This is a genomic window from Cupriavidus sp. USMAA2-4 (assembly GCF_001854305.1).
Taxonomy (GTDB): domain Bacteria; phylum Pseudomonadota; class Gammaproteobacteria; order Burkholderiales; family Burkholderiaceae; genus Cupriavidus; species Cupriavidus malaysiensis.
Genome location: NZ_CP017750.1, coordinates 366,174 through 380,105, shown reverse-complemented (window position 1 = coordinate 380,105; position 13,932 = coordinate 366,174). Strand labels below are relative to the sequence as shown.

Sequence of the window (13,932 nt, the reverse complement as noted above, 5' to 3'; positions counted from 1 at the left end):
CGACGCGCTTACCCCTTGGTCTGATGCGGGGCCACCGAGCGCTCAGTTGAGCACCACGCGAGCCGATGCCTGATCGCCCGGCTCCGTATGTCCGCAGGCACACATATGGTTAGGGAGCTTCGACGGTAGCACAGTGGATTCGATCGGAAATGCGCAGCCTCATGTAGTGCAGGCGGAGTAGGGCCCCTGGTCAACTCGCGAGACCGTCAAGTTTTCGCCCATAGGCGTCGCATTGCAGCCATTCGGCGGGCGTCCTCGGTCGTGACGTAGCGCGTGGTGGTATCCAACGAAGCATGGCCGGCGTTCTGCTTGACCGCCTCCAGCGGCGCGCCGGCGGCGAGGGCGTGCGAGATGTGCGTATGGCGCATCCAGTGCGTGCTGGCCGACGCCAACCGCTCGGCGCCGCGCGCATCCACCGGGGCGAGCTCGGCCGCGCATGCCTGAAAGAACCGCTTGATCTGGCGATACAACGTGGCCGCGGCCAGCCCGGACGCCGCGCCGGCGCTGTGCCGCTTGGCCCAGGGCGCACGCTCTGCCTGGTCGGTGGCATGGCCCAGCAGCGCGACCCCCCGGCTGGCGGTCGGATCCGCGGCGAACCCGCGCGCTTCGAGATAGCGGCCCAGGGCGGTGACGGCAGTGTCCGGCACCGGCACGCGGCGCAACTTGTTTCCCTTGCCGACCACGGTGAGCCACCAGCCCTCCTCTCGCTCGCTCGTCCCCGGCTTCGCGAGGCTGACCCACTCCAGGTCGTCGGTGGTGACCGAGATCACCTCGGACAGCCGCAGCCCGGTCGCGTACAGCAGCGGCAGCGCCACCTGCAGGCGCTGGTGGATCGAGGTGGCTGGCAGGCGCGCGAGGCAGCCGCTGACAAAGGTCCACTGGTCCTCGGTCAGGCTGCGCCCGACATCGAGCTCGGGCTTGGCGCTCCTGGGCACGTGGATACCCTGCCATGGATTGCCGGCCAGGTAATTCTTGGCGTTCAGATAGCCGTACAGATTGGTCAGCACGCCGATGGCGTAGGCCTGCGCGCGCGGATTGAGCGGCCCCTCGAAGGGGCGCCACAGGGGCGTCCAGCGCTCGCGGGAGCGCGGCGCGCACCAGTCGGCCGGCGGCGCGGCGAGGAAATCCCGGTAGGCCAGGCAGTCGTCGGTGTCCATCGAGGACAGCGGCTTGCGCCGGGCGAGCATCGCCCACAGCAGGAAGCGTTCTGCCTCCTTGCGGTAGGCGCGCTGCGTGTTGGATAGGTATTGCAGCCAGTCATACGGGCCGGGCGCCGTGCTCACATCCCGGCGACGCTCGCGCAGTCGCAGGACCTGCTCCGGCGGCAGCCCCGGCTTGGACCGCAGCCAGGACAGGACTGCTTCATAGTCGTTGTGGGCGCTGATCAGGCAGCGTGCCTGCGGTAGCCGATAGGCGCCGTCCCGGCCGTCGAGCGCCGCCGGCAGCACGAGTTTGTCCAACGGCACCAGGGCATTGTCCGGCGCGCCACGCGGGACCACACGGTCAAGCTCGTGCGCATAGCGCTGGCGTCGCGGCACCGCCACGTGACCGCCGATCCCGCGGCCCAGCGATTCGGCATGGACCCTCAGGAACGCCTCGATGGCGCGGGCCTTGCCGGCACCGATGGCCGCAATCCCGCGCGCCCAGCCGGCGCCCAGCCCATTGATGCGGTCTAGCAGGTCTGCCAGCGTGCTGACCCCGGCCACCTCCAGCCGGGCGGCGAGCGGCTCCGCCAGCCACGCGCGGCAGGCGTCGCCGGCCAGCACCGGTTGGACGTACTTCTCTTCGAGCCAGTCGATTGCCGCCAGCTGACGGCGCATCAAGGCCGCCCGCTTGGCTTCGCGCTTGAGGGCGCTGCCGTAGCGCTCGGTGTAGGCCGCCAGCTGCTCGGACTCGCCAAAGCCGTCCAGGCCGGCCTCGGCGACGAACTCCTCCAGCGAGGGCAGGCCCAGACCCGGGCGACCGATCTGGCGGAAATCCCTCAGATCCAGCCGCAGGCGCCGCGCGGTACCCGGGCGGTCCGCGCGGCCGGCCGCCGCGGCGAGCTCGTCCCGCAGCCAGGCCGTGACGCGGCGTACCTTCGGATGGCCGGCGAACGCCCGTGCGGCCCGCACTTCGAGGCGGTCGCCGTCAGTCTGCACCGCCTGGTCGTCGGCGGTGGCCGGCAGGCTGGCCACGAGCTCGGCATCCGCCTCGATTTCGCCTTCCTCCGCCAGGTAGCGTTCCCACATTGGGCGTGCATGCAGGCCCTGGATGATGGCCCGCAAGAAGCCGAAGTGGCCGCGGTGCAGCTGCCGGCGCGTGACCGACCGGCGCCGGCGACGCGCAGCGGCTGACGGGAGTTCCCGAGGGCTGTTGCTCGTGTCGTGGGGCAGGGGCATGGCGGTGAGCCGTTATGGATCAACAAGGATCTGGACTTAGCGTCTGAGCACGATTGCCTTTTTACAAATCAGGCGGACTCAGCATCGAATCCGTAGGCGCGTCGGTGAATGGCCAAGTACTGCTGTTGGCGGAAGCTGGGCGTCCTCACGAGCCCTGTTAGTTCCTCCAGGCCCAACTCTTCGACGGGTTCCCCCCTCAATCTGGCGTGGATGAGCAGGGTCCCGTCATCGGCAAAGCTGATCAACCCTCGGTCGAATAGGGCATCTAGATTGGCGCATAGCAGTAGACCGTTGTGCGGATCCAGACGTTGGGTGTCGTTGCTCCGGGCCCAAGGCTGAATGTGGCTCGCACGCAGCACCGCGCGTGCGCCAATTTCGGTGACCGCGCACCGGTGATGCCATGCGGCCTCGACGTCTTGGCGGAATTGGCCTTGGCCCAGCCGCGCATCAATCAGGCGCGTCCGGGTCGTGCCATCCAAGGTGCGCCGCGCATCGATGTCGGCCAAGTCGCCGGGTAGGGACGACGGCGACTCCGGGGGCAAGCCAGGACCGACCGTCACGCCCTCGCGTACCGCGAAGCCGAGATGCTGCAGGCGAGTGATCCATGCCCGGCGCGCGTGACCAATGGTCCAGTCTTCCCAACGGCCGTAACCCAACCATTCACAGGCCAGAATGCAGATCGCCTTGATCGGGTAGTGCGCTCCGCCGATCCCGACCTCGTAGCGGCGCGCGGCGCGGCGCTGCCGAAATGCCGCGGATTGTTCGCTCCAGAGAGCTGCTGCTGCACGGACGGCTTCCTCGGTGAGCACGTCGGGCTTGGGCATGCCCTCTTGGGACCGTGTTCCGGCAATTTGCCTATAACTGGCCGGCCGCACGCGGAAGCCGAGCGCTTCCATATGGCCTTGCCATCTCTCGTCCATGTCGCCGGCAAAATCCTCCGAGCGCGGCAGTTCGGCGGCCCACTGCGGCCATTGAGTCCAGGCGCAGGCGATCAGCATGCGGGCCGGAAATGGTTGGCCGTTCACCCAGACTTCAAACTTGGGGGATCCATGGAAATTGGAAAACGTCATGTTCTGCTGGCGCAGGTGGGCGGCAGCCGCGAGGACGTGCTCCGACGTGATGTGCTGCGGCAGGGGACGCTGACGAATGGCCATAAGGGGAGGCGGTCGTTGAGGTGGTCCGGCGAGCCGCCAGCCCCATGCCGGCGCGAGGCCCGCGCGGATGCGTCACATTGTAGCCCCAGGGGCCGGCGGTGAGGTACCCCATGCGTACCTTATTTTATGAGTGCTTGATAAGTATGGTTATCATGTACTAAGAAATCTTGAATTTACTTAGGCGCTGGAGCCAAAAATGCCGCAAGCGCCATGTGGCGCCAGTTTTCAGGCGCCCGATGTCGCCGAGGTGGGGCGGGCCTGGCCAGCCGGCGCGTGTACGGACGATTTGCCAACGCGGTGGCCCGCATGGCGCCCGCACTCGGAGAGCGGGGCCGGATGGGGGGACGCCGGCGCCCGCTGCTATATATGGGCGCAGAGTTGGGATCTCTGAAGGGGAGTCACGTCACTCGGAACGTTCTGCGCTCGCGCATCGGCCGCGCAGGCCGGCGGGTGCCGGATGCCGCCAGCCATTGCGCCGCCGCCCCTCATCCCCCAATATATCTATATTTTGTAGATATAAAAAAAGGGGTGCCAATGGAAACGGCCAAGATCTTTCGCCACGGGGGCTCGCAGGCCGTGCGCCTGCCCAAGGACTTCCGTTTTGACAGCACCGAGGTGCGCATCCGCCGGCACGGCGCCGCCGTCATCCTCGAACCCGTGCCGCAGGACTGGGCGTGGCTCGCGCCGCTGGTCGGCCCGCTCGATGCCGACTTTGAGGCCGCCGCGCTTGCCCAGCCCGACGCACAGGAGCGCCCCGGCCTGGACGTGTTCGAATGAAATACCTGCTCGACGCCAACGCGGTGATCGCGCTGCTCAAGGGCGAGCCCACCTTTCTCGAGCACCTGCGTGCACACTTGCCGACCGATTTTGGCTTACCGGCGATCGTCGCCCACGAGCTTTACTATGGCGCCTACAAGAGCCAGCGCGCGGCCGCCAACCTGGGCCGCATCGAGGCGCTGCAGTTTGAAGTGATACCGTTTGATGCGGAGGACGCCCAGCACGCCAGTGAGATTCGCGCACAGTTGGCAGGCGCTGGCACGCCGATCGGCCCCTACGACGTGCTGATTGCTGGGCAGGCGAGGGCGCGCAACTTGGTACTGGTAACCCACAACGTGCGCGAGTTTGCCCGCGTGCCCCAACTGCGCGTCGAAGACTGGCATGGCGAGGCTCACTGACGTGTGGCGGATTTCGATCACCTCAATCGGCCATAGAGTCCAGGGTCGGCTCCGCTGAGCTTCAGCGTATCCGTCGATCGTGTTGGAGTTTGCCAACCGAAGCGCCTGACGTTACCCGTGTGGTGAGCCCGACCAAAGTGCGCGTGGAATGGCCAGACGTGACCCGTATCTATGTCTCCATCCGAGTGCTTGACGTAAGCCGCCAGCGCGCGTGACGGATTCAGGCAAGGACACGCTTCTGGCCGATCTCCACCTTCCGTCGGGGTGCCGACAGGAACCTTGTCCACCTTCAGCACTTGCTGGTGACAAATTTACTTCGCAGCTCGCGAACGCTTGTCTGGCATGGGCTGGCGGGAACTGGACCCGTCTCGCGCGGTGTGTTGACACATTTACTGTCGCAATGGTGACAGATTTAATGCGGTCTACGGATGGCCCACGCCTTGTGCCCCTTGCCGCAGTCATAGAGTGTCTATCTCCCGGGTGTCTCGGCCTCCCGTCGGGACCGTGCGGCCTCAGGGCTAGTTCCGCGACGCGCACGCCGGCATAACGATCCAGTGCTCAGATCGCACTCCGTCGCCGCGCCGACAACGAATCGTCGGCCCCGGACGTATCGAGCCAGGAGGGGCATTTTTTTCGCTACTGCTGTTCAGCGTCGCCCGTTGTCGGCGGCATCGGCGTCGCCGGGGAGCGTTCTCCTAGCCGACGAATGGGCGCCTTGACGTCCATAGCCGGGAGATACAATAGGCACATTCCCACCGCCGACCAACCATGTATCACTACATTACCCCGGACGTTCTTGAGGATCTGTTTGCGGGCCAGCCACCGGCAGGTCTTCAGCCCGATGCAATCGACATTACCGAGCCGCTGGCATTGGCCGAGGGCATCGAGGTGATTGGGATCTCGTTCGCAGGCCTGCGGTTCGTCGTGTTCTTTGCGGATGTGCTCGTCTATGCGCAGGGTGACCCGGAGTGGGTGGAGGAGACGGCAGACGAATGGGCGAACGGATTTCAGCCTGCACCGAACGCTCGCCTGGTCAAGTTCATGCGAGCCGATTCCGATGCCGATACGATGTTCGATCCGGAGGCTTGGCCACTGCCCCATCCGCGGCTGATCTGGCAGTTCTGTGAGGTGCTGGCTAGGTCACTATCGATCCACGCGCGGTTCTTCCCCCAGGTCCCCCAGTATTTCTATATGACGCAGTCGAGCCAACTCGATCTACTTTACATTAGACTTGGAAGGTGTTTCGAGACTGGTGCATATGGCCCCAAGTTCGAATGCGTAACGCGCCCGAATGCAGACACAGGAGGTTTCTATGGCTTTGAACGCAGGTAAGTCGACAGTCGTCGGTCTGATGACCGCGCGCAAGCCGAGCAAGCGGCTGCGGGCGGAAGTCGTGACCATGCAGAAGCGTGGCGTCCAAGTGTTGCTGTCGCGAGTTGAAAAGTCGGACAGCGTGAAAGCGCGCATGCCCGCGCGCAGCGCCTATAGTGGGAAGCTGCGCGTTGCACTATCCGACCTGCACTCGGTCACTGAATAGTTCTGCGCCGCTAACGGACAAGCCTCCTTCGGGAGGCTTTTTCATTGTTGGGGCGCGGTGGCTGAAAGCTCGTGTCTAGCCGAAATACTGTTCAGATACGAAGCACCGGCACTGGCTGATGCCGCAAATGGAGCGCTGCGCCGCGATGCCGAACATTGAAGTTGCTCATCTTGCGCTTGACGCCGCGCGGGTTCAGGCGCCCACGACTGCTCACGCAGCGCCCGCGCGCGATCTCGGCCAGCAGGGCCTCGCGCCAGGCAGGCAAACGCTCAGGGGGAAACGGCCGCAGCTTGCGGCATCTTGCGCTTGATCACGCGCACGGCGTGCATGAAGCTCAGGCGATCCGGATCGAGTTCGCGCGCCCAGGCCGCCTGCGCCATCAACTGGCGAATCGCAAAGTGCGCCAGCAGCAGCCCCCACAGCTCCTGCTGCACCAGCTCGGGCGTCTTGCTGCGCAGCACCGTGCTGTTGGCGCGCAAATGCGTCTTGAACTCATCGAACACCCCCTCGATCTCCCAGCGCTCGTGGTACAGCGCGGCCAGCTCCAGGGCCGGCGCCGCATCGGGGTCCAGGAGGTTGGTCAGCAGCCGGTAGCTGCCCTGCGCCGGCGTGGCCGAGCCCTCGAGCGCGTAGTCGATCACACGCACCGTTTGCCCTGCGCGCCGCGCGCGGTCGTCGCTGTCGAACACGCGGCTCAGGTACGAGCCATCGGGCAACATCTGCTCTACCGGCAGCTTGAGGTTGGATTTGACCCGCCAGGCCAGCTTGGCGCCCGTAGCGCAGGCGGTCTGCCAGAGCTTGAAGCCGTAGAAGTTGCGGTCGGCCAGCACCAGCATCTCGGGCGTGAGCTTGGCGGGCAGCAACTGGGCGGCCATGACCTGCTCGCTGTGGCCGTAGGGTGCGATGCCGGCTGCCACCACCGCGTGCGTGCCGCATTCCACCAGGCCCAGAACGCGCGCCTGCGGGAAGGCGCTTTGGCCGCGCGAGGCGCCCGGGTAGCCGAAGAACTTGGCGTTGGCCGCCTCGTCGGCCACGTCCATGCAGCTGCCGTCCAGGGCCATCACGCGCAATCCCCGGTACCACGCCCCTGGCGCCCCCGGCGCGGCCAGCGGGCGCAGCACCCGATCGGCCAATTGGCGCATGACCTCGGGGCCCAGCCGGCTGCGCGCCTGCGAGATCGCGGACTTGCTGGCCTGCACCGCCTCAGTGTGGCCGCCGCCGAGCCATTGCAGGCCTTCGCACACCACGCGCAGCACTTCCTCCAGCGGCGCTTCGCGCCACAGCGCCAGCGCCATCACGTAATACACCACTGCCGGCGCGGGCAGCAGCCGCTCCCGCTGGCTGGCCTTGCCGGTCTCGGCCAACACTTCTTCGATCAACGTCCGTGGACACACGCTGGCCAGCACCCCGGCGCTGATCAAATGCGCAACGTCAACTCTCGACGGCAGCGTCTTGCGTGTTCTGGCCATCACCCTCATCCATTGAAGCTTCGATGGATGAGGATTATGGCTTTAAAAATACTATCTGAACAGTATTGTGTCTAGCCGTGCAAGAGAGCAAATGACTCAACCAAGCAAGAATGCCCGTGAACTAGCCATCTTCTCCTGGGCCCGGTCCATTCGTGCCGACCGTTGGCCGGCAGGGGAGGTGGAACATGAAGGCGAGAATCCCGACATCAGCAATCTTTTCATTGATACTCTTCACGCCACTAAGCCACCAGTGATCTTCCTAGGCTAGTCAAAGTTAGACGTCTCTACCCAACACTAGGGTAAACGCTCAGAATTTGCTGCGAAGGCTGCCTAAAACTCTGAAAACCGTGACGTTCCTCTCGCGTGAAATGGCGCACGACAGCTCCATGTAACGGCTAGACTCAGGGTCATGGCCAGCGCAACAGAGCAAAGATGCGTTTTGCGGGGCTCAGCGAGCGTTGTATTGCGCATCGGTGACTTGCTCCATCCATGTGACATTCTTTCCGTCCAGCGTGCCGGTGACAGCCAGGTGTGTCAAGGCATTGCCGGGCGCGGCGCCATGTCAGTGCTTGACGCCGGGCGGGCACCAGACCACATCACCAGGACGGATGACCTGCACGGGTTTGCCCCATTCCTGCGTCAGTCCCACGCCGGACGTCACCACCAACCGCTGACCTGCAGGATGCGTATGCCAGGCACCTTCGCACTGCGTCCAGCCTCAGCCGGCAGTGACAATCAGCGTCTGCCCCAGCGGATGGGTGTGCCATGCCGTGCGCGCGCCCGGCTCGAAAGTGACCGCGGCGCATGACGCTCGGGCCGGTGCTGGCGGGTTGTTCAGCGGGTCGATGTGGACGGCGCCCGTGAACCACTCCGCAGGGCCTTTGAGGGAAGGCTGAGAACCTGCACGCTTGAGTTCCATGGATGTTGCTTCGTCCTTAATGTGAGATGCCGCATGAAGCTTGCGGAAATTTACTGGTGAGGTGAGCGCGCTTCAGAGCGGGAAGTCAGATGGGTCAGTCCGGCGGCAATGAGTAACATTGCCGCGCTCACTTCAAGCGTGCTTTGATAACCGAGCGTGTCAAACAGCAAGCCGCCGACTGTGGAGCCGATCGCAATCGAGAACTGGACGACGGCAACCATGAGCCCTCCACCGACCTCGGCGTGGTGGGGGAACGTCCGGGTGATCCAGCCCCACCATCCGACGGGTGCAGCTGTCGCGACCAGCCCCCAGAGCGCCAGCAGCGCGATGACGGCACTCGCTTGATGGCCAAAAGCGATTAGCGCGAGCACAATGACCGCCATCAATAAAGGGATGGCAATCAGCGTGGCGTAGAACCCGCGTCTGAGCACGGTGCCGATCAGAGAGGTACCGACGAAGCCCGCCACGCCTATTGCAAGCAGGATCAGCGAGAGCGTCGCAGCATCGACCCGCGTCACCGTTTCGAGGAATGGCCTGATATAGGTAAACAGCGTGAACTGGCCCATGAAAAACACGCCAGCCGCGAGCATGCCCAACGCCACAACCGGCCTCCGCAGGTGTGCGAACGGGTTGCCTTGGCTGGCGTGACGAGATTCCACCGGCATGGCAGGCAGGCTGACCCATTGCCAGGCGAGCGTGAGCAACGCAACGGGTACGAGACAGTAGAAGGCCCCGCGCCAGCCAACGACCGCCCCGAGATAACTGCCCAGCGGCGCGGCAACGACGGTGGCCAGTGCATTACCGCCATTGAACACGGCCAGCGCATGTGCCACCTGGGGAGGTGGCACCAGCCGCATGGCTGTGGCAGCCGACATCGACCAGAACCCGCCCACGACTACACCGATCAACGCGCGGCCGGTCATGTACACGAGGTACGTCGGTGCCATCGCGATGATGGCGCCGGACAATGCCATCACGCCTGTGAAGCCGAGCAGCAGGGTCTTCCGATTCATGCTGCCGGCAAGGGAAGAAATGAAAAGGCTCGTGACGACGGCAAAGACCCCAGAGATCGCGATGCCCTGGCCTGCCATCCCTTCCGTGACGTGCAGGTCGGCGGCCATTGGGGTCAGCAGGCTGACCGGCATGAATTCGGAGGCGATCAATGCAAAGACGCAGAGCGTCATTGCGAAGACCCCACCCCAGTACGCCGGACGAGAAAAGGTCTGCTCTGCGGATGCGCGGGAACCGCGGCGACCGATAGAGCGAGCAGCAACTGCGTCCAGGCCGGTATGGCGGGGGGTGGCGTTGGTTTGATGAAGAACTGATTTTTTCATAATGCGACATCTTGCTAACGAATGGCGCACCTGACTAGATCATGAATACTCACAGTCTTTATGAAATTTGCTCATGAACCCCCTATGACAGACTCCGGCTCCATCGACGTGCCGGAGGTGCGCATTCATGAAGATTTCTCATAAGCGCATGCAGGAACAGCACATTAATCGGGGCGTGCTTTTCCGCTACTATCGCGCGAACTCCAGCCACCTAATTGCCGATGACATCGCTCAAGATCAATGGTCAGGTTCATCATGTCGACCTGCTCCCCGATACCCCATTGCTGTGGACGCTCCGTGATGCATTGGGCTTCACGGGCACGAAATTCGGCTGTGGCATGGCGCTGTGCGGCGCCTGTACCGTCCACGTCGACGGACAGGCGGTGCGCTCATGTGTGACGCCGATTTCCGCGGTGGGCGGGAAGACCGTTCGCACGATCGAAGCGATGGATGCGGATCGCGTCGGCAAGGCCGTGCAGGATGCTTGGGTGGAACTCGGCGTCGCGCAGTGCGGCTACTGCCAGGCGGGGCAGATCATGACGGCCACGGCGCTACTGAAAAGCAATCCGAAGCCGACCGACGCGCAGATCGTCGCCGCGATGAGCGGCAATCTTTGCCGATGCGGTACCTATACCCGCATCAATGCCGCTGTGCGGCTGGCATCGTCACGGCTTCAGGGCAACAAGACGGGGGCCAGGGCATGACGCGCACCGATATTCAGCCGTCGGCGCAACCGGCTCGCCGCCGTCTTTTGCAGGCCGGCGTGGCGTTTGCATTGTCCGTCCAGTTCGGCGGCCTGATCGCAAAGGCCGATGCCGCTGTAGGGGAGAAGAAGTACGGCGCCGCGTCGATGCCGGGCGGCGTGGTGGATAACCCGCTGGTCTTCGTGTCGCTCGCGCGCGATGGCACCGTGACGATTGTTGCGCATCGCGCCGAGATGGGCACCGGCGTGCGGACCAGCTTGCCGATGGTGGTGGCCGACGAGATGGAAGCCGACTGGAGCCGCGTGAAGATCGTGCAGGCCGATGCGAACGAGGCTCGCTATGGCAGCCAGAACGTGGACGGTTCTCGCAGCATGCGGCATTTCCTGGCGCCGATGCGCCGCGTGGGCGCGTCGGCGCGCCAGATGCTCGAAGCCGCCGCCGCCGCGCAATGGAAAGTGCCGGCGGCCGAGGTGCAGGCGCGTAACCACGAAGTCATACATCTGTCAACGGGCCGCCGGCTCAGCTATGGTGAATTGGCGGAAGCCGCCATGCGGCAGCCGCTGCCGCAGCACAGCCAGCTCCGGCTCAAGCAGTCCGACACATTCCGCTATATCGGCAAGGGCAAGATCCTACCGACCGACAGCCGCGATATTGCTCAGGGCAAGGCCACCTACGGCATCGACGTACGGCTCCCCGGGATGGTTTACGCTGTTATGGCGCGGCCGCCCGTGTACGGTGGCAAGCTGCGCAAGGTCGATAGCACTGACGCCATGAAAGTGCCAGGCGTATTGCGCGTCGTCGAATTGAAGGGCTACGACGGTCCGCCACTGTTCAACCCTGTCGGTGGCGTTGCCGTGGTGGCGACGAATACCTGGGCGGCAATGCAGGGGCGCGCGGCCCTCAAGCTCGAATGGGCGGATGGCGCGAACGCAGGCTACGAATCGGTCGCGTTCCGCCGTACTCTCGAGACGGCGGCGCGCCAGCCCGGCAAGGCGTTGCGCAACGATGGCGATGCCGTGGCAGCGCTATCGTCTGCCAAGGGCCAGCGCAACATTTCGGCCGAGTACTACATCCCCCATCTTGCCCACGCGTCGATGGAAACACCGGTGGCCACGGCGCGTTTCGTCGATGGCAAATGCGAGATCTGGGCGCCGTCGCAGGCGCCACAGGGCGCGCTGGAAAGCGTGGCCAAGCATGTCGGGCTTGAGGCAAAGGACGTGACGTTGCACCTGACGTTGCTGGGCGGCGGGTTTGGCCGCAAGTCGATGGCAGACTTCATCTCCGAAGCGGCGCTTGTTTCCAAGGCGATGGGTGGTACCCCGGTCAAGCTGCAATGGACGCGTGACGACGATATCCGTCACGACTACTACCACACGGTATCGGTCGAGCGCATGGAGTCGGTGCTGGATGCAAGCGGCAAGCCTGCAGCATGGCTTCACCGCTCCGCCGCCCCAACCATCGCCTCCACGTTCAAGGTCGGCGCGCAAGGCAAGGCCGCGTTTGAGGCGGGAATGACCGCCATCAACATCCCGTTCCAGATCCCGTCGATCCGGCTGGAGTCGGCCGATGTGCCGGCGCACACGCGTATCGGCTGGTTCCGCTCGGTCTCAAACATTCCACACGCCTTTGCCGTGCAGAGCTTTGTCGCCGAACTCGCGCACCAGGCCGGAAGGGACCCCAAAGACTACCTGCTGGAGTTGATCGGCCCGCCGCGGAAGATCGATCCCGCGACGCTGTCTGACAGTTGGAACTACAGTGAATCGCCGGACCTGTACCCACTCGACACCGGGCGCATGCGGCGGGTGATCGAGGAAGCCGCGCGGCGGGCTGGCTGGGGCCGCAAGCTGCCGAAAGGCCATGGCCTGGGTATCGCCATGGCATACAGCTTCGTCACGTATGTGGCGACCGTCGTCGAAGTTGCAGTCGATGCCAAAGGCCAGATCTCGATCCCGCGTGTCGATATGGCGATCGACTGTGGTCCACAGGTCAACCCGGAGCGCATTCGATCGCAAGTGGAGGGCGGTTGCATGATGGGCGTAAGCCTTGCCATGCTTGGCGAGATCTCGTTCCAGCATGGCCGCGTGCAGCAGAGCAATTTTCACGACTTCGAGTTCCTGCGCTCCCATATGGCCCCGCGCGCCATCCACACGTGGCTGGTCGGCGGTGATTTCGACGTGCCGCCAGGCGGCGTTGGCGAGCCACCCGTGCCGCCAGTGGCACCTGCGTTGTGCAATGCAATTTTTGCGGCCACGGGCAAGCGGATCCGCTCGCTGCCGATCCGCGACCAGCTGGCGCAGGCCTAGCGGCGTGCGCTCTCCGGGCGGTATCGGATCGCGTCGATGACAATCTTCAAGGCGCGCGAAGACTGACGGCGGCTTGGATAGAACGCGTGATAGCCAGGGAAGGTCGGGCACCAGTCGTCCATGACACGGACCAGGCGGCCGGCCTCCACATACGGCTGGACCAGCGGATAGGGCAGGAATGTCAGTCCAAATCCGTCCAGGGCGGCGTTCAGCATCTGGTTGACGCTGTTGCAAACGAGTTGGCCCTCGACGCGTGCCTGGAGCTTCTTCGCGCCCTTTGCCAGTTCCCAGGCATAAAGGCCGCCGCTTGTCGCAAGTCGCAGGTTGATGCAGCGCTGGTCCAACAGGTCGCGCGGCGTGGCAGGCTTGTCGCGGTCCTTGAAGTATGCGGGCGCGCCAATGATGGCCATCTTCACATCGGGGCTGATGCGGACCGCGATCATGTCCTTCTCGATCTGGTCGCCGAAGCGCACGCCAATGTCATAGCGTTCGCCGACGATATTGGTGAGCCCATAGTCGACGGTCAGTTCGACGTTCAACTCGGGGTATTGCGGCAGCACCTTGGCCAGGCGCGGCCAGATGATGGCGTCGATCGGATGGTCGACCGCCGTGATGCGGATCGTGCCGGCTGGCCGTTCGCCGAGTTCCGCCACTGCGGACAGGTCGGCCTCGATCTCTTCGAGCTTCGGGCCCAGGGAGCGAATCAGCCATTCCCCCGCGTCGGTCGTGGATACGCTGCGCGTGGTCCGTGTCAGCAGCCGCACGCCCAGCCTGTCTTCCAGATTGCGGATTGTGTGGCTTAACGCAGATTGTGTGACGTCTAGCCGAGCCGCGGCGCGTGTGAAGCTGCGTTCCTTAGCGACCGTGATCAATGCGAGTAAGTCGTTGAGGTTATGACGGGGCATGGGCGATTTTTTCGGGACCTGAGACCGGGGAGCGAAGAGCTCCTAGCCTAA

At 64.4% G+C, this 13,932-nt stretch carries 11 protein-coding genes and 1 pseudogene; 6 read left to right on the top strand and 6 right to left on the bottom strand.

Features of this window, described 5'->3' with window-relative positions; all coding sequences use genetic code 11:
* Positions 1-206: 206 nt before the first annotated feature.
* Both BKK79_RS37805 and BKK79_RS37800 read right to left on the bottom strand, forming a co-directional pair.
* Positions 207-2,381 carry a phage integrase family protein gene (locus tag BKK79_RS37805; RefSeq protein WP_071040777.1) on the bottom strand — a complete coding sequence of 725 codons (2,175 nt, stop codon included), beginning with the start codon at positions 2,379-2,381 and terminating at the stop codon, positions 207-209.
* Between the two features lie 68 nt (positions 2,382-2,449).
* A complete protein-coding gene (locus BKK79_RS37800; protein ID WP_071040776.1) occupies positions 2,450-3,535 on the bottom strand; it encodes an HNH endonuclease in 1,086 nt (361 codons plus the stop codon).
* 534 nt (positions 3,536-4,069) lie between these two features.
* Between BKK79_RS37800 and BKK79_RS37795 the strand changes: the two genes are divergently transcribed.
* The 4 genes from BKK79_RS37795 to BKK79_RS37780 all read left to right on the top strand — a co-directional run bounded on the left by BKK79_RS37795 (position 4,070) and on the right by BKK79_RS37780 (position 6,247).
* Complete coding sequence (locus BKK79_RS37795; RefSeq protein WP_071040775.1) at positions 4,070-4,312, top strand: antitoxin; 243 nt, start codon at positions 4,070-4,072, stop codon at positions 4,310-4,312.
* Positions 4,309-4,710: a type II toxin-antitoxin system VapC family toxin gene (locus BKK79_RS37790; protein WP_071040774.1), complete on the top strand. Its 402-nt coding sequence runs from the start codon at positions 4,309-4,311 to the stop codon at positions 4,708-4,710. The genes BKK79_RS37795 and BKK79_RS37790 overlap by 4 nt, the downstream gene beginning before the upstream one ends.
* Before the next feature lie 768 nt (positions 4,711-5,478).
* Entirely contained in the window at positions 5,479-6,042 is a 564-nt protein-coding gene (locus tag BKK79_RS37785; protein WP_071040773.1) for a hypothetical protein, read from the top strand.
* Positions 6,023-6,247, top strand: a complete 225-nt coding sequence (locus tag BKK79_RS37780) for a hypothetical protein (protein ID WP_071040772.1) — start codon at positions 6,023-6,025, stop codon at positions 6,245-6,247. Before BKK79_RS37785 ends, BKK79_RS37780 begins: the two co-directional genes overlap by 20 nt.
* Before the next feature lie 269 nt (positions 6,248-6,516).
* Here the strand turns inward: BKK79_RS37780 and BKK79_RS37775 are convergent, their stop codons facing one another.
* The 3 genes and pseudogenes from BKK79_RS37775 to BKK79_RS37770 form a co-directional block, all read right to left on the bottom strand.
* Positions 6,517-7,725, bottom strand: coding sequence for an IS4-like element ISBvi1 family transposase (locus BKK79_RS37775; protein ID WP_011517431.1), 1,209 nt, complete (start codon positions 7,723-7,725; stop codon positions 6,517-6,519).
* A gap of 439 nt (positions 7,726-8,164) precedes the next feature.
* Positions 8,165-8,635 (bottom strand): annotated as a pseudogene (locus BKK79_RS39865) (cupin domain-containing protein).
* A 50-nt stretch (positions 8,636-8,685) separates the two neighbouring features.
* Positions 8,686-9,819: an MFS transporter gene (locus BKK79_RS37770; protein WP_071040771.1), complete on the bottom strand. Its 1,134-nt coding sequence runs from the start codon at positions 9,817-9,819 to the stop codon at positions 8,686-8,688.
* 371 nt (positions 9,820-10,190) lie between these two features.
* Here BKK79_RS37770 and BKK79_RS37765 point away from each other — a divergent pair, with 371 nt between their 5' ends.
* Positions 10,191-10,673, top strand: coding sequence for a (2Fe-2S)-binding protein (locus tag BKK79_RS37765; protein ID WP_071040770.1), 483 nt, complete (start codon positions 10,191-10,193; stop codon positions 10,671-10,673).
* Positions 10,670-12,976, top strand: coding sequence for a xanthine dehydrogenase family protein molybdopterin-binding subunit (locus tag BKK79_RS37760; RefSeq protein ID WP_071040769.1), 2,307 nt, complete (start codon positions 10,670-10,672; stop codon positions 12,974-12,976). The genes BKK79_RS37765 and BKK79_RS37760 overlap by 4 nt, the downstream gene beginning before the upstream one ends.
* Here the strand turns inward: BKK79_RS37760 and BKK79_RS37755 are convergent.
* On the bottom strand, positions 12,973-13,881 hold the full coding sequence (locus BKK79_RS37755; protein ID WP_071040768.1) for a LysR family transcriptional regulator: 909 nt from the start codon (positions 13,879-13,881) through the stop codon (positions 12,973-12,975). The two genes, BKK79_RS37760 and BKK79_RS37755, sit on opposite strands and share 4 nt — an antisense overlap.
* Between the last annotated feature and the right edge of the window lie 51 nt (positions 13,882-13,932).